General features: G+C 67.0%; 13 protein-coding genes. 7 read left to right on the plus strand and 6 right to left on the minus strand.

Translation table 11 applies throughout. The features are described 5' to 3' along the window. Positions 1-328 precede the first annotated feature (328 nt). Positions 329-1,339 (plus strand): class I fructose-bisphosphate aldolase, encoded by a 1,011-nt coding sequence (locus ACYX7E_RS07430; RefSeq protein WP_462079937.1) that lies wholly within the window; start codon positions 329-331, stop codon positions 1,337-1,339. Between the two features lie 889 nt (positions 1,340-2,228). On the opposite strand, the gene ACYX7E_RS07435 is transcribed toward ACYX7E_RS07430, so the two are convergent. After that, positions 2,229-3,341, minus strand: a complete 1,113-nt coding sequence (locus tag ACYX7E_RS07435; RefSeq protein WP_462079938.1) for a DUF1615 domain-containing protein — start codon at positions 3,339-3,341, stop codon at positions 2,229-2,231. A gap of 359 nt (positions 3,342-3,700) precedes the next feature. Between ACYX7E_RS07435 and ACYX7E_RS07440 the strand changes: the two genes are divergently transcribed. The 5 genes from ACYX7E_RS07440 (at position 3,701) to ACYX7E_RS07460 (ending at position 11,140) form a co-directional block, all read left to right on the plus strand. Then, positions 3,701-4,804 (plus strand): efflux RND transporter periplasmic adaptor subunit, encoded by a 1,104-nt coding sequence (locus ACYX7E_RS07440; RefSeq protein WP_462080245.1) that lies wholly within the window; start codon positions 3,701-3,703, stop codon positions 4,802-4,804. A gap of 4 nt (positions 4,805-4,808) precedes the next feature. Next, positions 4,809-7,946 carry an efflux RND transporter permease subunit gene (locus ACYX7E_RS07445; protein ID WP_462079939.1) on the plus strand — a complete coding sequence of 1,046 codons (3,138 nt, stop codon included), beginning with the start codon at positions 4,809-4,811 and terminating at the stop codon, positions 7,944-7,946. Further along, a complete protein-coding gene (locus ACYX7E_RS07450; protein ID WP_462079940.1) occupies positions 7,939-8,502 on the plus strand; it encodes a GNAT family N-acetyltransferase in 564 nt (187 codons plus the stop codon). The genes ACYX7E_RS07445 and ACYX7E_RS07450 overlap by 8 nt, the downstream gene beginning before the upstream one ends. 212 nt (positions 8,503-8,714) lie before the next feature. Further along, complete coding sequence (locus ACYX7E_RS07455) at positions 8,715-10,205, plus strand: alanine/glycine:cation symporter family protein (RefSeq protein WP_462079941.1); 1,491 nt, start codon at positions 8,715-8,717, stop codon at positions 10,203-10,205. Further along, on the plus strand, positions 10,205-11,140 hold the full coding sequence (locus tag ACYX7E_RS07460) for a TrmH family RNA methyltransferase (RefSeq protein WP_462079942.1): 936 nt from the start codon (positions 10,205-10,207) through the stop codon (positions 11,138-11,140). Before ACYX7E_RS07455 ends, ACYX7E_RS07460 begins: the two co-directional genes overlap by 1 nt. Positions 11,141-12,329: 1,189 nt before the next feature. Here the strand turns inward: ACYX7E_RS07460 and mscL are convergent. The 3 genes from mscL to ACYX7E_RS07475 form a co-directional block, all read right to left on the minus strand. After that, complete coding sequence (gene mscL / locus ACYX7E_RS07465) at positions 12,330-12,740, minus strand: large-conductance mechanosensitive channel protein MscL (protein ID WP_462079943.1); 411 nt, start codon at positions 12,738-12,740, stop codon at positions 12,330-12,332. 117 nt (positions 12,741-12,857) lie between these two features. Beyond that, the gene (locus ACYX7E_RS07470; RefSeq protein ID WP_462079944.1) at positions 12,858-13,571 is read right to left on the minus strand and encodes a fumarylacetoacetate hydrolase family protein; all 714 of its coding nucleotides are present in this window, start codon (positions 13,569-13,571) and stop codon (positions 12,858-12,860) included. A 2-nt stretch (positions 13,572-13,573) separates the two neighbouring features. Next, positions 13,574-13,900 (minus strand): hypothetical protein, encoded by a 327-nt coding sequence (locus ACYX7E_RS07475; RefSeq protein ID WP_462079945.1) that lies wholly within the window; start codon positions 13,898-13,900, stop codon positions 13,574-13,576. A 55-nt stretch (positions 13,901-13,955) separates the two neighbouring features. On the opposite strand from ACYX7E_RS07475, the gene ACYX7E_RS07480 reads away from it, so the two are divergent. Beyond that, complete coding sequence (locus ACYX7E_RS07480; protein WP_462079946.1) at positions 13,956-14,324, plus strand: Rieske (2Fe-2S) protein; 369 nt, start codon at positions 13,956-13,958, stop codon at positions 14,322-14,324. An 84-nt stretch (positions 14,325-14,408) separates the two neighbouring features. Here ACYX7E_RS07480 and ACYX7E_RS07485 read toward each other — a convergent pair whose 3' ends face one another. After that, on the minus strand, positions 14,409-15,221 hold the full coding sequence (locus tag ACYX7E_RS07485) for a dioxygenase family protein (RefSeq protein WP_462079947.1): 813 nt from the start codon (positions 15,219-15,221) through the stop codon (positions 14,409-14,411). Between the two features lie 263 nt (positions 15,222-15,484). Next, a complete protein-coding gene (locus ACYX7E_RS07490) occupies positions 15,485-17,326 on the minus strand; it encodes an SLC13 family permease (protein ID WP_462079948.1) in 1,842 nt (613 codons plus the stop codon). Between the last annotated feature and the right edge of the window lie 31 nt (positions 17,327-17,357).

A 17,357-nucleotide genomic window follows, 5' to 3' on the forward strand; every position in this document is an offset into this window, starting at 1 on the left:
ATTGCCGGATAGCCTGCGCCGCTCGCGTGGGTGTGCGCGGCAAGGAAGAGCGAGGGAGTGGACGTCCGTCCACGACCGAGCGATGACGCGGCAGCGGGCGCGCACGCGGCCGGCCCTTCGGGTTAGGCCCTGTGAGCCGCCATCCGGCGCCGCGCGGCTTGACCTGACGGCCAGTCAGGCGCTGCGCCACGCAACACCCGCTGACAGCTCACAGGGCCCAACGTAGGCTATCCGGCAACGGAGACAGGACCTGCCCCGGCTGCCGGGCCGGTCCGGCGGAAGGGGCTATAATTGCCACTCTTTTCTCCGCGCCGGTCCAATACAAGACATGAGCATCGAACAGCTTGCCGAAACCGCCCTGGCCATGGTTGCCCCGGGCAAGGGCATCATCGCGATTGATGAGTCCAATGCCACCATCGCCAAGCGGTTCGAGGGCGTGGGCATTCCGAACAACGAGGAAAACCGTCGCGCCTACCGCGAGCTGCTGCTGACCACGCCGAACCTCGGCCAGTACGTCAGCGGCGCGATCCTGTACGACGAGACGATCCGCCAGTCGACCAAGTCCGGCGTGCCGTTCACCAGGTACATGGCCGACAACGGGATCATCCCGGGCATCAAGGTCGACAAGGGCACCCATGCGCTGGCCGGTTTCCCGGGCGAAGTCGTCACCGAAGGCCTCGACGGCCTGCGTGCGCGCCTGGAGGAGTACTACAAGCTCGGTGCCCGTTTCGCCAAGTGGCGCGCGGTCATCAACATCGGCGACGACATCCCGTCGGGCACCTGCATCGAAGCCAATGCGCATGCGCTCGCACGCTACGCCGCGCTGTGCCAGGAACAGGGTCTGGTGCCGATGGTGGAGCCGGAAGTGCTGATGGACGGCAGCCACGACATCGAGGCCTGCTACGAGGTCACCGAGGTCACGCTGCGTTCGCTGTTCGACGCGCTGTACAACCAGAACGTCGCGCTGGAAGGCACGATCCTGAAGGCCTCGATGGTCATCCCGGGCAAGGCCAGCGGTGAGAAGGCCAGCGTCGAGGAAGTGGCCGAATCGACCCTGATGTGCCTGAAGACCACCGTGCCGGCGATCCTGCCCGGCGTCGTGTTCCTGTCGGGCGGACAGGGCGACGAAGAGTCGACCGCGCACCTGGATGCGATGAACCGCCTCGGCCCGAATCCGTGGCCGCTGTCGTTCTCGTACGGCCGCGCGATGCAGTCGGCGGCGCTGAAGCTGTGGTCGCAGGACCTGGTCGGCAATGTCGCCAAGGCGCAGGCCACGGTGTTCTCGCGTGCCCGCGACAACGGCCTGGCGGCACTGGGCCAGTGGACCAAGGGTCGCTGAGCGCAGGTTCCGTGAAGGAGCGGGTGCGGTTGATCCGCCGGACTTCGCGCTGAAAGGAAGAACGCTGCCCTTGGGGCGGCGTTTTTTTACGGTATCGGAGAGCGGCAGGCTGATCCCTTCTGATCGCCCTGCAGCGGTCGCGGGCTGCGGCTGCTCCTCCCTCGGTCAGGGCATCCTGCCCTGACTCAGGCGCACGCCATCCATGGCGTGCTCGGCGCAACCTCCGCCCGACTCGCCACTGCCGCGAGTTTCAGGATTGCGGCGTTGGCAGGTCGAGCGCGTCCTCGCCGTCGAAGACATCGGCCCATTCGCCCTCAGAGCGTCGCCTTGGCCGGGGATTGCGGAGAGCGGGCCATGGATGGCCCGCGGCGGCGAGTCAGCCATGGGTGAGCAGGGGCTTTTTGCGCGGCACTGCCGCGCAGCCCATGCGAACGCCCGGCGTGCTTCGCCGGGGCGGACCGGGCAGCACTAGCGGCACGGGCTGACCGAGCCGAGGAGTAATCCCTGGATGGGGCGATGCGGCTTCCGAAGCCGACCGAGCCAAGCCTTTGCCCTCAACTCCGAGAAAAACAGAGCTCAAAAGCAGATTCGTTGAACCCGGACTTGCAGTGGCGTGCCGGGCTGCGGCTGCTCTTCCCTCGGTCAGGGCATCCTGCCCTGACTCAGGCGCACGCCATCCATGGCGTGCTTGGCGCAACCTCCACCCGACCCGCCACTGCCGCGAGCGCCACGGTTGCGGCGTCGGCAGGTCTTCAGCTCTTACGCTCTAACCATCGAAGACATCCGCCCATCCGACACCGGGCATCGTCCTGCCGGAGACTGCGGAAAGAGGGCCATGAATGGCTGATTTTGCTTGCGTCAGGTGTTTGGATCGGCGGGCGCGTGCCGCTCACCGTTGCAGGCAGCGCCGATAGCGCTCGTCGACGCGGGTGGCGAACCACGCCGTCGTCAGGTCGCGGGTGATCTTCGGGCTCTCCAGCTTGATGCCGGGGATCATCGCGCGCGGCAACGGTTTTCCGGCGCGCGCTTCGGCCAGTGCGTACAGGCGTGCCTGCAGCTCGGTGTCGTCGAACTCCAGCTGGTGGCCGCGCTCCAGGGCGTTGCGGATCTCGCGATCGCCCAGGCGCAGGTCGCCCGCCAGCGTCCGTAATGCACGCTCGGTCTGGCCGGGTTTGTCGAGCGGAGCGCCGGGCACCAGCAGGTCGCCATCGAGCGCCAGCGGCCATCCGCTGGCGAGGCTGACCGCGTTCTGGAAGGCGGCATTGCGGCTGGCATAGCGGCCGGCGTTGTAGTCGGCGAAACGGTGCACCTTGCGCGTATAGGGCGTGCGGTAGCCCAGCAGGTGTGAGATGCCGAAGTACATGCCGCCCCGCCGGCTGAAGACCTCGTTGCGGAGGTTGCCGTCGACCGGCCATGGGTAGCCTTCGGCGTTCGCTTGCGCGAAGGCGATGCCGACCTGCATGGGTCCACCGGTCTGCACCGGATTGAGGTCGGCGAACAGCCGCCTGCCCAGCGGCACGCTGCCGATCAGGTCTTCGTACAGCTGGCTCAACTCGCGTTCGGTGCGCACGCGCTGCAGGCGCTGCGCATAGCTGCGGCCGTCGGGTGAACGGACCGCGAGCGCGGCATCGACCAGCAGCTTCGGGACATGCAGGGCCGCAGCGCGGCGGTCGATCTCGGCGCGCGCGATCCGTGGCAGGTCCGCGACCGCCGGATCGGCCTGGTAGCCCGATTCCTGCTCGGTGACGGCCAGGACCGCACAGATGTTCTCCAGGCTCGGGTCGATGCGCTGGGCCGCGAACGATGTCTGGATGTCGGCGGCCCAGCCGGCGCGATCGGGCGTGCTCGCCGGGATGCGGCGCACGATCTCGCTGCGGACGTCATTCGGCGGGCGCGTCGGGGCGGGCAGCTGCGGCGCAGTGACGCAGCCGCCGAGCAGCAGGCACAGCAGCCACAGCAGGGGCTGGCTGCAGCGCAACGGCGCGGGGGCGGGAAGGGGCATGGCCGCAGCATACGGAGCTGGCCCCTCGGATGCATCATGCGGGGGATGCATCAAGCAGGACGGGGCATGGCCTCATCGGGTGCTCCGGCAGGCGCTGTGGCGGGCCCGGCCTGGCCGTGACCATAACAAGGTCGGGAGCGCATCGGCGATATTCTCCCCGGTCATCAGCAGGAGAGGATCCCACGGATCGGATGAGCGCCAATTCAGGTGAAAGCACCTGAGGCGAGGTGAACGTAACGCGCGGGAAACGCTTCGGTTGACACGCCGGACGCACCAATGCCCCTATCTGATGGCACACGTACGCGTCACGCACTGCGGCTAGAATCGCGGGGTTTCCCTCCTCCCAGGCCGTGCCCGCAATGCGATTCCAGCGTTCCTTCCGACCGTCTTCGAAGTTCCTGATCGCGGGGCTGTGCTGCCTCGTGGCGGCGGCGTGCAGCAAGTCCGAGCAGGGTGCGGCCAGCGGCATGGGCGGGGACATCGTCGTCACCACGGCAGTGCTTTCCGAGCGTCCGTGGAACGACACCATTTCGGCGCTGGGCACCGTCAAGGCCCGCGAGTCGATCACGGTGACCGCGAAGGTCAGCGAAGTGGTACAGCGGGTCAATTTCGAGAGCGGCGACCAGGTCAAGGCCGGCGCAACGCTGGTGACCCTGTCGGGCAACCAGCAGCAGGCCGCGCTCGAGGCCGCCGAGGCGACCGCGCGTGAAGCCGCGCAGGCGCACAAGCGCAACCTGGAGCTGGTCGAGCAGCAGCTGATCTCGCGCTCGACCCTCGACACCCAGCGTGCGCTGTACGAATCCAGCAAGGCACGGGTCGAGCAGATGCGCGCCGACATCGGCGACCGTGTGATCCGCGCGCCGTTCGCAGGCGTGCTCGGCATCCGCCAGATCAGCCAGGGTTCGCTGATCACGCCGGGAACGGTGATCGTCTCGCTCGACGACATCTCGCGCGTCTATGTCGACTTCCCGGTCCCCGAATCCCAACTCGCGCACCTGGCCACGGGACAGGCACTGTCGGGCAGCAGCGTCGCATGGCCCGATGTCACCTTCGAAGGCGAAGTCTCGGTCATCGATGCGCGCGTCGACGAAGCCACGCGCTCGGTAGTGGTCCGCGGTGACTTCCCCAATGCCGAACATCGCCTGCGTCCTGGCATGCTGCTGCAGGTCGTGCTGCAGCGCCCCGAGCGACAGGCCCTGGTGGTGCCGGAGCTGGCGGTCGTGCAGGTCGGTCGCGATACCTTCATCTGGCGCGTCAAGGCCGACAACACGGTCGAGCGCGTGACCGTCGCCGTGGGCGAGCGGCGCGCAGGCAGTGCCGAGATCATCGGTGGCGTGCAGGACGGCGACCGCATCGTCATCGACGGCACCGGCAAACTCCGTGCCGGCCTGACGGTCAAGGAAGCGCCGGCTGGGGTCGCGACCCCGGCGTCTGCGGCCGCGGCCAGCAGCGGGCGGGGCTGAGCGGATGAAACTTTCAGATCTGTCGATCAAGCGGCCGGTCTTCGCCCTCGTCATCAGCCTGTTGCTGGTGGTACTGGGCATCATGGCGTTCACGCGCCTCACGCTGCGCGAACTGCCCAACATCGATCCGCCGATCGTGTCGGTGCAGGTCGCCTATCCGGGCGCCTCCGCGTCGGTCGCCGAGACCCGGATCACGCAGATCCTCGAGGATGCGCTGGCGGGCATCGAGGGCATCAAGACGATCGAGTCGCAGAGCCGGAACGGCCGTTCCGACGTGACCATCGAGTTCAACCTCAATCGTGACGTCGAGGCCGCGGCCAACGACGTCCGCGATGCCATCAGCCGGGTCATGGACCGCATGCCGGAGGAGGCGCGCGCACCCGAGATCCAGAAGGTCGAAGCCGACGCCGAAGCCATCATGTGGCTCAACATGCGTTCGTCGACGATGGACACGATGGAGTTGACCGACTTCGCCGACCGCTACATCGTCGACCGGCTGTCCTCGCTCGATGGCGTCGCGCGCGTCCAGCTCAGCGGCGGGCAGCGTTACGCGATGCGCATCTGGCTGGACCGCGACGCGATGGCCGCGCGCAGCGTCACCGCCAGCGACATCGAGAACGCGCTGCGCAACGAGAACGTGGAACTGCCTGCGGGCCGGATCGAGTCGGAATCGCGGGACTTCACGCTGCGTGTCGAGCGCGGCTACCAGCATCCCGAGCAGTTCGCGCAGATCCCGCTGGTCAAGGGCAACGACGGTTATATCGTCCGCCTCGGAGATGTCGCCAAGGTCGAGCTGGGACCGGAGGAGCGCCGCTCCTACATGCGCAGCAACTCCGTCCCCAACGTCGGCCTGGGCATCGTGCGCACCTCGATCGCGAATGCGCTCGACGTGGCGCATGCCGCAAAGGCGGAGGCCGCGCGCATCCAGCAGACCCTGCCCGAAGGCACCGAGATCTTCGTTGCGTTCGACAGCACGATCTTCATCGATGCCTCGATCAACCGCGTCTACTGGACGCTGCTGGAGGCGATGGGCCTGGTCTTCCTGGTGATCTGGCTGTTCCTGGGCAGCCTGCGCGCGGCACTGATCCCGGCGGTCACGGTGCCCGTGTGCCTGGTCGCGGCGTTCATCGCGCTGTACGTGTTCGGCTTCTCGATCAACCTGTTGACCCTGCTGGCCCTGGTGCTGTGTATCGGCCTGGTCGTCGATGACGCGATCATCGTGCTGGAGAACGTGCAACGACGGGCCGACCTTGGAGAGCCACCGCTGGTCGCCGCCAAGCGCGGCACCGCACAGGTCGCCTTCGCGGTGATCGCGACGACCGCCGTGCTGGTCGCGGTGTTCCTGCCGGTCGGCTTCATGGAAGGCAACACCGGCCGCCTTTTTCGCGAACTGTCGGTCGCCTTGGCCGGCGCGGTCGCGCTGTCGGCATTCATCGCGCTGACGTTGACGCCGATGATGTGTTCCAAGCTGGTCCGGCCGCACGGCAAGGAGACCGGCTTCAACGCCTGGGTGAACCGCCAGCTGACGCGCGTCAGCAGCGGCTACGGCCGGCGCATCGACCGGTTGGTGGCCTTGCCCGCGCGATCGGTAGCGGCGCTGGTGCTGCTGGCGATGGGCGCATGCATCGCGGTGACGATGCTGCTGTTCTGGCGCGTTCCCAGCGAACTGGCGCCGGCGGAGGACCGTGGCCGGTTCATGGTGTCCGTCGACGGCCCGGAAGGCGCCGGCTACGACTACACCGTCAGCCAGATGCAGCAGGTCGAAAAGATGATGCTCAAGCACGTCGGGGAGGGTAAGCCGATCCAGCGTGCGAACTCGGCGGTGCCGCGTGGCTGGGGCGCGACCGAGGAAATGCATACCGGGCGCGTGATCGTGTTCCTGGAGGAGTGGGGCAAGCGCACGACCACGACCGACCAGGTGGTCAGCGACCTGCGCGAGGATTTCGCATCTTTGCCGGGCGTGCAGGTGCGCGCCAACGTGCCGGGCGGCCTGATCAGCGGCGGCCGCGGCCAGCGTTACCAGCTGGTGCTTGGCGGCCCGGACTACGCCGAGCTGGCGCAGTGGCGCGACCGCATGCTGGTGCGCATGGCCGACAACCCCGGCATCGTCGATCCGGATACCGACTACAAGGAAACCCGGCCGCAGATGCGCGTCAACATCGACCGCAACCGCGCGTCCGACCTTGGCGTTTCGGTGACCGAGATCGGGCGCACGCTGGAGACGATGATGGGCTCGCGTCGCGTCACCACCTTCGTCGACAACGGCGAGGAATACGAAGTGATGCTGCAGGCCGGTCGCGACAATCGCATGTCGCCGACCGACCTTGCCGGCACCTATGTGCGTGGCAGCGGCAACCAGCTGATCCCGCTGGCCAACCTGGTCACACTGACCGAGATCGCCGAGCCGGGTTCGTTCAACCGCTTCAACCGCCTGCGCGCGATCACCATCAGCGGTGGCCTGGCCCCCGGCTACACGATGGGTGAGGCACTGGCGTGGACGCGCCAGGTGGCCTCCGAGGAGCTCCCCGACTACGCGCAGATCGACTGGAAGGGCGAGTCCCGCGAGTACCAGGAAGCCGGCGGCGCGGTGCTGCTGACCTTCGGCATGGCGTTGCTGATCGTCTACCTGGTGCTGGCGGCGCAGTTCGAGAGCTTCATCCATCCGCTGGTGATCATGCTGACGGTGCCGCTGGCCGTGCTCGGCGCATTGCTGGGTCTGTGGGCGACCGGCGGCACGCTGAATCTGTTCAGCCAGATCGGCATCGTGATGCTGATCGGTCTGGCGGCGAAGAACGGCATCCTGATCGTCGAGTTCGCCAACCAGTTGCGCGATGAAGGCCGCAGCGTGCGCGAGGCGATCGCCGAGTCCTCGGCGGTCCGTCTGCGTCCGATCCTGATGACCGCGGCGGCCACGATCATGGGCGCGGTGCCCTTGGTGTTGGCCGGAGGTCCCGGCTCCGCCAGCCGCGCGACGATCGGCGTGGTGATCATCTTCGGTGTCGCGTTCTCGACGCTGCTGTCGTTGTTCGTCGTGCCGGCGTTCTATGCGCTGCTGGCGCCGTTCACGCGTTCGCCCGATGCACTGGCGCGCAAGCTCGAAGAACTCGAAGCTCGCACGCCGCCGGTCAGCGGCCATGCCTGAGGCCGCGCGCTGGGGCGACGTGCGTCTAGCCGGTGATGGCTTCGTGCTGCGGCCATGGCGTGTCGACGACCTCGATGCGCTGGTCCGGCATGCCGATGATCCTGCGGTCGAACGCGGACTCAGCAGCCGCTTCCCGACGCCGTACACGCGGGCGGACGGCGAAGCTTTCCTGTCGGGACATGTGGTTGATCTCGGCGAGCCGGTCTTCGCGATCGAGATCGATGGCCAGGCCTGTGGCGGCATCGGCGCGCGCTGTGGCACCGGCGAACGCGCCCGCTCGGCCGAGCTGGGCTACTGGCTGGGGCAGGCCCACTGGGGACGCGGGGTGATGACATGCGCCGTGGCGGTCTATGCGCCGTGGGTCATCGCTGCGCTACGGTTGCATCGCCTGCAGGCGACGGTGTTCGACTTCAACATCGGTTCGGCGCAGGTATTGTTGCGCAACGGTTTCGTCGAGGAAGGCGTGATGCGTTCGGCGGTGTTCAAGCATGGTCGTACGCACGATCTGCGCCTGTTCGCGCGCACGAGCGCAGGGGACTCCAGCGCGTCCGATTGACGCCGACGCGTTAGATTGACGCGGGTTTGGCGGCAGCGCAGCGGCGCAGGCGCGTCGATATGGGTGCCACTCGCACGCCTGCGCGCGCGCGGGCGGGCGCATTCCTGGACAGCTGAAGTCGCAGGCAGCAAAAAATGCGGTTATCTTGTGACCACCGCTGCGGGCGGCGTCGCCTGCCTTTTCATTCCTATGTCACCGGGAGGCGATCGCCTGTGGAAGCATTCTTCGTCTGGTTGAACGGCATCATCTGGAGCAAGGCCCTGATCGCCCTGTGCCTGGGTGCGGGCGTCTGGTTCACGCTGCGCACGCGCTTCATGCAGGTCCGCGGCTTTGTCGAGATGGTGCGGTTGACCTTCACCGGGCAGAGCTCGGATGCCGGTGTGTCGTCGTTCCAGGCGCTGGCGATGTCGATGGCCGGCCGGATCGGCATCGGCAACATCGCCGGCGTGGCCACCGCGATCGCGTTCGGTGGTCCGGGTGCGATCTTCTGGATGTGGGTTATGGGCTTCCTTGGCGCATCCACGTCGTACGTCGAATCCACGCTGGCGCAGATCTATAAAGAGAAGGATGCCGAAGGTCGCTACCGCGGTGGTCCCGCCTACTACATCGAGAAGGCGATGGGGCTGAAGTGGTACGCGCTGGCATTCGCCTTCGCGACCCTGATCGCCGCGGGCCTGCTGATGCCGGGCGTACAGGCCAATGCGATCGCCGACAGCATCGCCAATGCCTGCGTCGGCGGTGTCTGCGGCAACCTCGACGGCCAATGGCTGGGCATGGAGGCGCGCACCGCCCTGAAGCTCGGCATCGGCATCACCGTCGCAGCGATGCTGGCGGTCATCATCTTCGGCGGCGTCAAGCGCATCGCGACGTTTGCCGAGATCGTGGTTCCGTTCATGGCGATGGCCTACATCCTGACGGCCGTTGTGGTGATGGTGCTGAACTACGATTTCGTGCCGGAGATGTTCCGCATCATCTTCAGCAGTGCGTTCGGCGTGCATGCCGGATTCGGCGCGATGCTGGGACTGGCGGTCGAATGGGGCGTCAAGCGCGGCATCTATGCCAACGAGGCCGGGCAGGGCACTGGTCCGCATGCGGCGGCCGCGGCGGAGGTCTCGCACCCGGCCAAGCAGGGTTACGTGCAGGCGTTCGCGATCTATTTCGACACGATGCTGGTCTGCACGGCGACGGCGTTCCTGATCCTGGCGACCGGCATGTACAACGTCGTCGGCCCTGATGGCGCGATGCTGCACCAGGCCTTGCCGGGCGTCGAGGCCGGCGCGGGTTTCGCACAGCACGGCATCGAATCGGTGCTGCCGGGCTGGGGGGCGGTGTTCGTCGCGGTGGCACTGTTCTTCTTCGCGTTCACGACGATCATGGCCTACTACTACATGGCCGAGACCAACCTGACCTATCTCAACGGCCACAAGTCGCGTCCGCTGACGGTGCTGCTGTTGCGCGTCGCGATCCTGGGCATGGTGATCTTCGGCGCGGTGCGCAGTGCCGAGATGGCATGGACGCTGGGCGACATCGGGGTCGGGTTGATGGCCTGGCTGAATATCGTGGCGATCCTGATCCTGCAGAAGCCGGCGATGCTTGCGTTGCGCGATTACGAGACGCAGAAGAAGCTGGGACTGGACCCGGTCTTCGATCCCGATAAGCTGGGCATCCCCAATGCCGATTTCTGGCGTAACCGGAGCCGATGATGACAAACCGCCCGCCCGTAGGGCCTGGACGCGATTCGCCCTGGGGCGGTCGCGCGCGCCGGGAGGGTGAGGCTGGTACGGTGCCACGTCCTGAGCCACGTGACTCGCGTTATCCGCGTGAGCCGTCGCGCACGTCGCGCGATGCAGACGAGGTGCGGGGACGTGCGGCCGATCCGGCGTCACGCCCGGCGGCGCGCGCGTCCAATGGCAACGAGTTGCGCATATACGGCCTGAATGCGGTCGATGCGGTCTTCCGTGCGAGGCCCGATGCGATCCGCAAGCTCTATCTGCTGCAATCGCGGATCCATCAACTGCAGCCGTTGGTCCAGTGGTGCGTCGCGCATCGGATCGGCTACCGCGTCGTCGAGGAAGACGACCTGCGCAAGCTTGCCGCCAGCAGTCATCACGAAGGGGTGGTCGCGGACGTGTTGCGTGCGTCCGATCCGTCGCTGGCGCAATGGCTGCCGTCGCTGCCTGCAGGACCGCAATGTCTGCTGTGGCTGGATGGGGTAGGCAATCCGCACAATTTCGGGGCGATCCTGCGCTCGGCGGCGCATTTTGGCATCGCGGGCGTGTTGTTGCCGGAGGGCGCGACGCTGGCATTGTCGGGCGCGGCGGCGCGTGTGGCGGAGGGCGGTGCTGAAGCGCTGCCACTCGTACGCCTGGGTAAGACGGCGGCCGCGGCGGCGCAGTTGCGCGACGCTGGCTTCCTGCTGGCGGCGACGCTGGTGTCGGGCGGCGATGATCTGTTCGCGACGGCCTTGCCGCAGCGGCTGGTCTATGTGCTGGGTGCGGAGTCCGATGGCATGGGCAGCGAGCTCGCGGAAGCTTGTGACCTCAGGCTGTCGATTCCCGGCAGCGGCGCTGTCGAAAGCCTCAACGTCGCGGCAGCCACGGCGGTACTGCTGGCGCAGTGGGCGCGCGCGCGGAGCTAGCGACTGGCGGCTCGGATGTGAGGAGCCTGTACTGTCTTGTGTGTGCGAGGAGCGATCAGAAGGGCTCTGCCTATCAACGTCGCAATCATGACGCTCGCGGCAGTGGCGGGTCGGGCGGAGGCGGCGCCAAGCACACCATGGATGCGTAGCACCCGAGTCAGGGCAGGACGCCCTGATCGAGGGAAGAGCAGCCGCAGCCGGACATGCCGCTGCAATTCCGGGTTCAACGAATCTGCTTTTGGGCTCTGTTCTCTCAGAGTTGAGGACAAGGGCTTGGCTTGGCCGGCTTCGGAAGCCGCATCGCCCCGTCCAGGGATTACTCCTCGGCTCGGTCAGCCCGTGCCGCTAGTGCTGACGGGTCCGGCCCGGCGAAGCACGCCGGGCGTTCGCATGGGCTGCGCGGCAGTGCCGCGCAAAAAGCCCCTGCTCACCCATGGCTGACTCGCCGCCGCGGGCCATCCATGGCCCGCTCTCCGCAATCCCCGGCCAGGGCGACGCTCTGATGGCGGGTGGGCCGATGTCTTCGATGGAGGAACATGCGTCGAGCGCCTTCCGACGCCGAAATACCAACGCTCGCGGCAGTGGAGGGTCGGGCGGAGGCTGCGTCGAGCACGCCATGGATGGCGTGCGCCCGAGTCAGGGCAGGATGCCCTGATCGAGGGAAGAGCAACCGCAGCCCGATCCACCGCTGCAATTCCGGGCTCAGCGAATCTGCTTCTCTGCTTTCGAGTTCGGCTCTCCTCCGAGTGGACAGCAACGGCTTGGTTTCTTCGGCTTCGGAAGCTGCATCGCCCCGTCCAGGGGACTAATCCGCGGCTCGGTCAGCCCGTGCCGCTAGTGCGGCCCGGGCCGGCCCGGCGAAGCATGCCGGGCGTTCGCATGGGCTGCACGGCATGCCGCGCAAGCAGCCCCTGTTCACCCATGACTGACTCGTCGCCGCGAGCCATCCATGGATCGCTCTCCGCAATTCCCGGTCGAGGCGACGCACTGATGGCGAATGGGACGATGTCTTCGATGGTAAGGGCATGTGTCGAGCGCCTGCCGACGCCACGATCCCGACCCACCGCTGCGCATACGGAGTCAGTAGCCCCAAGATCTGCGATCCGGCAAAAAAAGCCGCGAACTGTTCGAGTCCGCGGCTTTTGTTGCTGGCGCAGGCCTGCTTCGCGCAGGCTGCCAACGCGTTGGCTTACTTCTTCAGCGAATCGCGGATTTCGCGCAGCAGCAGCACGTCTTCGGGCGTTGCCGCCGGTGCGGCTTCCTCGACCTTCTTGCGGCTCAGGCGGTTCAGCGCCTTGATCACCATGAAGATCGCGAACGCGACGATGATGAACTGCACGACCGTATTGATGAAGTTGCCGAAGCCCAGCACCAGGGCCGGCGTTTCCACGCCTGCCGCATCGACGCTGGCGGCGCGCAGGGTCAGCGCCCAGGCCGAGAAATCGACGCCACCGGTCAACAGGCCTACCAGCGGCATGATGATGTTCTCCACCAGGGAGGTGACGATCTTGCCGAATGCCGCACCGATCACGACACCGACCGCAAGGTCGACGACATTGCCGCGCATTGCGAATTCCTTGAATTCACTGATCATGCCCATCGGCTTCTCCTGCTGTGTTGGAAGGGGGTCAGAGTTGGCTGCTCAAGGGCATCTGCTCAATTGCGGATGCCCGGGAAGCAACACGGCCGGTGTGGATGCACCGGCATGCCGCATAGCCTATACCGTCGGCGGCAGGATGCGACAGCGCAGTTCGAGCAGATCGTCGAGCCGACCCACGCAGTCATCACCAGGTTGCAGCGCGGCCACGCCCGCGGGCGTGCCCATCATCACGATGTCGCCTGCGCGCAATCGATACAGCCGCGACAGCTCGTGCAGGATCTCGGGCACGTCCCAGATCATCTGGTCCAGCGTGGAGCGTTGGCGCACCTTGCCGCTGACCTCGAGCGACAGCTCGCGCGATCCCAGCGCGCCGACGTCGGCGGCCGGAAGCAGTTCACTGAGCGGTGTGGCCTGGTCGAAGGATTTGCCCGTATCCCAGGGCAGCCCCTTGGCCTTCGCGGCGGCCTGCAGGTCGCGGCGCGTCAGGTCGAGGCCGAGCCCATAGCCGAACACCAGTGACGCGGCAGCGGAAGGGTCGAGTTCTCCCGCGGGCGCGTCCACGCCCAGCGCCACCACCAGTTCGATCTCGTGGTGGAGGTCTGAGGTGCCGGGCGGATAGGCCGCCGCACCGTCGATGACGATCGAGTCGGCGGGCTTCAGGAAAATCGTCGGAATGCCGCGTTCAGCGCGGGAGGCGGGGGCCGTGGCTCCCATCTCCTTGGCATGGTCGGCGAAGTTGCGTCCAACGCAGTAGATGCGGCGCAGCGGGAACGTGCCGCCGCCGCGCACCGGGATCCGTGGCTGGACCGGTGCCGAAATCACGTCACCCATGGTCAGCGCAGCAAGGGCTGGCTGGTGGGCTGGCGTGGCGCGCGCGTCGACTTGGCAGGCTCGACGCGGTATTCGCCTTCGACGACGCTGGCGTCGACCGCGGCGGGGCGGACGGCCGGCTTGTTCATCAAGGTGCGGATCAACCCGAACAGCAGCATCGCGGCGCCGACGAACAGGCCAACGACCAGCAGGACGGCCAGCAACGCGACACCGAGCAGGCCGAAACCGATCCGCAGCAGCGGATTGCGGGGCTTGCGTGGCGTCAGCAGGGCGTCCAGTCGGAACGTCCTGAAGCGGTGCTGGAATGAATGTTCGAAACGTGAAGCCATGGTATCGCGTGAGACAATGTGGCCCGAGGCCGGAAAAGCCAGTATCGGGTGAGTGATGTCGGAAGATGTAACAACTTCGTTAACCGCGAACGGGCCACAGACCCCTCTGATCGGGTTCGATGCCTTGCCCGATGGCGGCCTGGTCGAAGTGGAGTGCGTCCTCGACGGCGATGCCGAATCGCTGATCCTGCATCGCCGTGGCGGCCAGGTGCAGGCCTGGCTCAATATCTGCCCGCATGCCGGGCGGCGCCTGGACTGGTCGCCGGGGAAATTCCTGGTGTCGAAGGCTGGGCATCTGGTCTGCGCCGCCCATGGCGCCAGCTTCGAACTCGAACACGGCGTCTGCGTCGAAGGGCCATGCCGGGGCGAGTCGCTGCGCGAAGTGGCGGTCAGGATCGACGACGGCGACGTGCGCCTGGCCTGAACGCAGCACTGAACGGTGGTGCACCGCACCGCAGGCGGAGCCCGCAGACATTACCTGCGCACCCAGTCCGCGCCATCGGCGGGGTCAGGCAGCCTGCGACATCGCCGCGGTGCCGTCGAAGCGATAGATGTCCATGGCGAGGAAGCCGGCATCGATGCCGGCGTCGATGCGCTGTGCGCCGAGTGCCTCGCCACCGGCGGCGCCCATCGCGACATACAACGGCAGCAGGTGCTCGTCGGTCGGATGCGCTTGTTCGGCGAAGGGGGCCTGCCGGCGGTAATCGAGCAGTGCCGGGACGTCGTTCTCGCCCAGCCTGCGCTCGACCCATTCGATGAACGGCAGGACATACGGTGCGTTGCGGCCTTCGCCATAGCCGCCATGCCAGTCGTGCAGGTTGTGGGTGATGCTGCCGGAGCCGACGATCAGGACGCCGTCATCGCGTAGCGGCGCAAGCGCGCGTCCCAGCGCGAGTTGATGGGCGGGGCCAAGCAGGGGCTGGATCGACAGCGGCACCACCGGGATGTCGGCGTCTGGATACAGCATGCGCAGCGGCACCCAGACGCCATGGTCGAGCCCGCGTTGCGGGTCGATCGCGACCGGCAGGCCGGCGGCGTCGATCAATGCGGCCACGCGCTGCGCCAACGTGGTGTCGCCCGGTGCGGGGTACTGGATGTCGAACAGCGCTTGCGGGAAGCCGCCAAAGTCGTGGATCGTGTCGGGAACCTGCGCGCCGCCGACCAAGGCCTGCCGCCCCAGCCAATGCGCCGACGCGACCACGATCGCACGCGGACGCGGCAATGCCCGCGCGATCTCCGCGAGCCGGTCACCGACCAGGCCGGGGTTCAGCGCCGTCATCGGCGATCCGTGTGAGATGTACAGCGAGGGCAGGCGGGTCATGGGCAGGCTCCAGCGAGGACGTAGGACCGTGCGAGCGCCGCAGCATCGCGGCCTCGTCAACGATGACTATGCGGCCGTCTCCGGCGATGGGAACGCACATCGGCGGCATGGATCATTCCAGTCGTGGGGGCTGCCGGCGCGGTTGCGGCGGAGCAGTTCAGCTGGAGCAGACCCGCACGAGCGTCTGGCGTCGATGGGCGTGGTCGAGAAGCCGGAGTCAAGGGCCGAGGGGTCCCGAGCGTCCCTGTAGCGGCGCGGTGGGATCAGAACAGCAGATTGACCATCAGCACCACGATGCAGGTGAAGGCCAGCGACAACGGAATGCCGATCTTCATCAGTTCGCGCGGGCGGTAGCCGCCGGGCCCGGTGATCATCGACATCACCGGATTGGACTGGGTCACGAAATTGTTGGACGCCGACAGCGCAACGATCAGCGCGAACGCGGTCGGGTTGCCGCCGGTCGCCAGCGCCAGGTTGATCGCCAGCGGCACCATCACGATGGTCGCGCCGACGTGGCTGATGACCATCGAGAATGCGGCCGTCAGGATCGCGACCGCGATCTCCAGCAGCCACACCGGCATGCCGATCGGCAGCCGTTCGATGGTGTGGCCGGCGACCCAGGCCGCGGCGCCGCTGCTGTCCATCGCCCAGCCCAGCGGGATCAGGCAGGCCATCAGGAACACGGTCTTCCAGTTGATCGCGCTGTAGGCCTCGTCCATCTTCAGTACGCCGAACACCAGCATGCCGGCGACGCCGGTCATCAGCGCGATCGACGTCGGGATGCGCGACGACAGGGCGATCAGCATCGTCACCGCGAAGATCACCATCGCGACCTTGAACTTGTGCGGCCGCTGTTCGCCCTTGGGATAGTCGGTGACCACGACGAAATCGCGCTCGCTCGAATGCGTCGCCAGGTCCTGCCAGATGCTGTGCATCACCAGCAGGTCGCCGGCGCGCAGCGGCGTGTTACGCACGTTGTCGCGGATCACGGTCTTGTCGCGGTTGATCGCCAGCAGGCTGATCCGGTAGCTGGTGCGCAGCTGCAGCTCGGCCGCGGTCTTGCCGATGAACTTCGACGTCGGCGGGATCACGGCCTCGGAGATGCCGGCGCGGCTGGGATTGAACAGGTCGGCGAAGTGGCGCAGGCGCGCGCTCATGCGCAGGAACTGGTTCTGCGCAAAATCCGCGACCTGCTGGCGTGGGCCCATGACGCCGAGCACACTGCCCACCCAGATCCGCAGGTCGGCCGGTGGCGCCAGCCGCGCTTCCTCGGTGCCTGTCTGCAGCGCCAGGATCAGTGGCGCGTCATGGCTGGCTTCTGCCTCGCCCAGCGACATGCCCACCAGCGGGCTGTCGGCGGTGACCGTCAGTTCGTAGACATCCCCGTCGATGCCGTAGGCGTTGGAGAAATAGCTCTGCGTGCGTGCGGGGGTGACATTGGCATCGCCGCCGCCACGCAACTGCTTGTCGCCCTGGAAATGGAAGTACAGCAGCGATGCCGCCAGCAGGGCCAGGCCGATCGGCATCGGCGCGAACATGTTCAACGATTCCAGCGTCGCCGCACCGGACGGAAGGTTGGCGTTGGCGGCGGTCAGCAGGTCGTTGAGCAGGATCAGCGGCGAGCTGCCGACCATCGTCAACGTGCCGCCCATGACGATCGCGATGCCGATCGGCAGCAGCATCCGCGCCAGACTGATGCCGGTACGCGATGCCAGTCGCGAGGCGACCGGCAGGTACAGCGCCATCACCGACGGGTTCTGCATCACCGAGGAGTTCAGGCCCGCGATCGCCGAGGTCAGCAGCAACAGGCGGTTCTCCATGCCGTTGGCGCGTCGCAGCAGCCAGCCGGCCAGGCGATTCAGCGCGCCGGTCCGCTCCAGGCCCATGCCCAGGATCATCGTCGCGATGACGCTGATCACCGCATTGGACGAGAAGCCGTTGAACAGATCCTCCGGGCCGACCAGTCCGGTCAGGCCCAGCATCACCAGCACCACCAGCGCGACAAGATCCGCGCGCACCCGCTGGAACACGAACAGCAGCATCGTCAGACCGACCAGGCCGAGGACGATCTTCATGTCGTTGGTCAGGGCGAGTGCGGTGTCCATCAGCGGCGTCCAAGCCCTACGTGTCCTGCTG

This window comes from Luteimonas sp. RIT-PG2_3 (genome assembly GCF_054902115.1).

Coding starts and splice junctions, on each gene's coding strand:
- ACYX7E_RS07430 (WP_462079937.1), top strand. CDS start 329: ATGAGCATCGAACAGCTTGCCGAAACCGCCCTGGCCATGGTTGCCCCG.
- ACYX7E_RS07435 (WP_462079938.1), bottom strand. CDS start 3,341: ATGCCCCTTCCCGCCCCCGCGCCGTTGCGCTGCAGCCAGCCCCTGCTG.
- ACYX7E_RS07440 (WP_462080245.1), top strand. CDS start 3,701: ATGCGATTCCAGCGTTCCTTCCGACCGTCTTCGAAGTTCCTGATCGCG.
- ACYX7E_RS07445 (WP_462079939.1), top strand. CDS start 4,809: ATGAAACTTTCAGATCTGTCGATCAAGCGGCCGGTCTTCGCCCTCGTC.
- ACYX7E_RS07450 (WP_462079940.1), top strand. CDS start 7,939: ATGCCTGAGGCCGCGCGCTGGGGCGACGTGCGTCTAGCCGGTGATGGC.
- ACYX7E_RS07460 (WP_462079942.1), top strand. CDS start 10,205: ATGACAAACCGCCCGCCCGTAGGGCCTGGACGCGATTCGCCCTGGGGC.
- mscL (WP_462079943.1), bottom strand. CDS start 12,740: ATGGGCATGATCAGTGAATTCAAGGAATTCGCAATGCGCGGCAATGTC.
- ACYX7E_RS07470 (WP_462079944.1), bottom strand. CDS start 13,571: ATGGGTGACGTGATTTCGGCACCGGTCCAGCCACGGATCCCGGTGCGC.
- ACYX7E_RS07475 (WP_462079945.1), bottom strand. CDS start 13,900: ATGGCTTCACGTTTCGAACATTCATTCCAGCACCGCTTCAGGACGTTC.
- ACYX7E_RS07480 (WP_462079946.1), top strand. CDS start 13,956: ATGTCGGAAGATGTAACAACTTCGTTAACCGCGAACGGGCCACAGACC.
- ACYX7E_RS07485 (WP_462079947.1), bottom strand. CDS start 15,221: ATGACCCGCCTGCCCTCGCTGTACATCTCACACGGATCGCCGATGACG.
- ACYX7E_RS07490 (WP_462079948.1), bottom strand. CDS start 17,326: ATGGACACCGCACTCGCCCTGACCAACGACATGAAGATCGTCCTCGGC.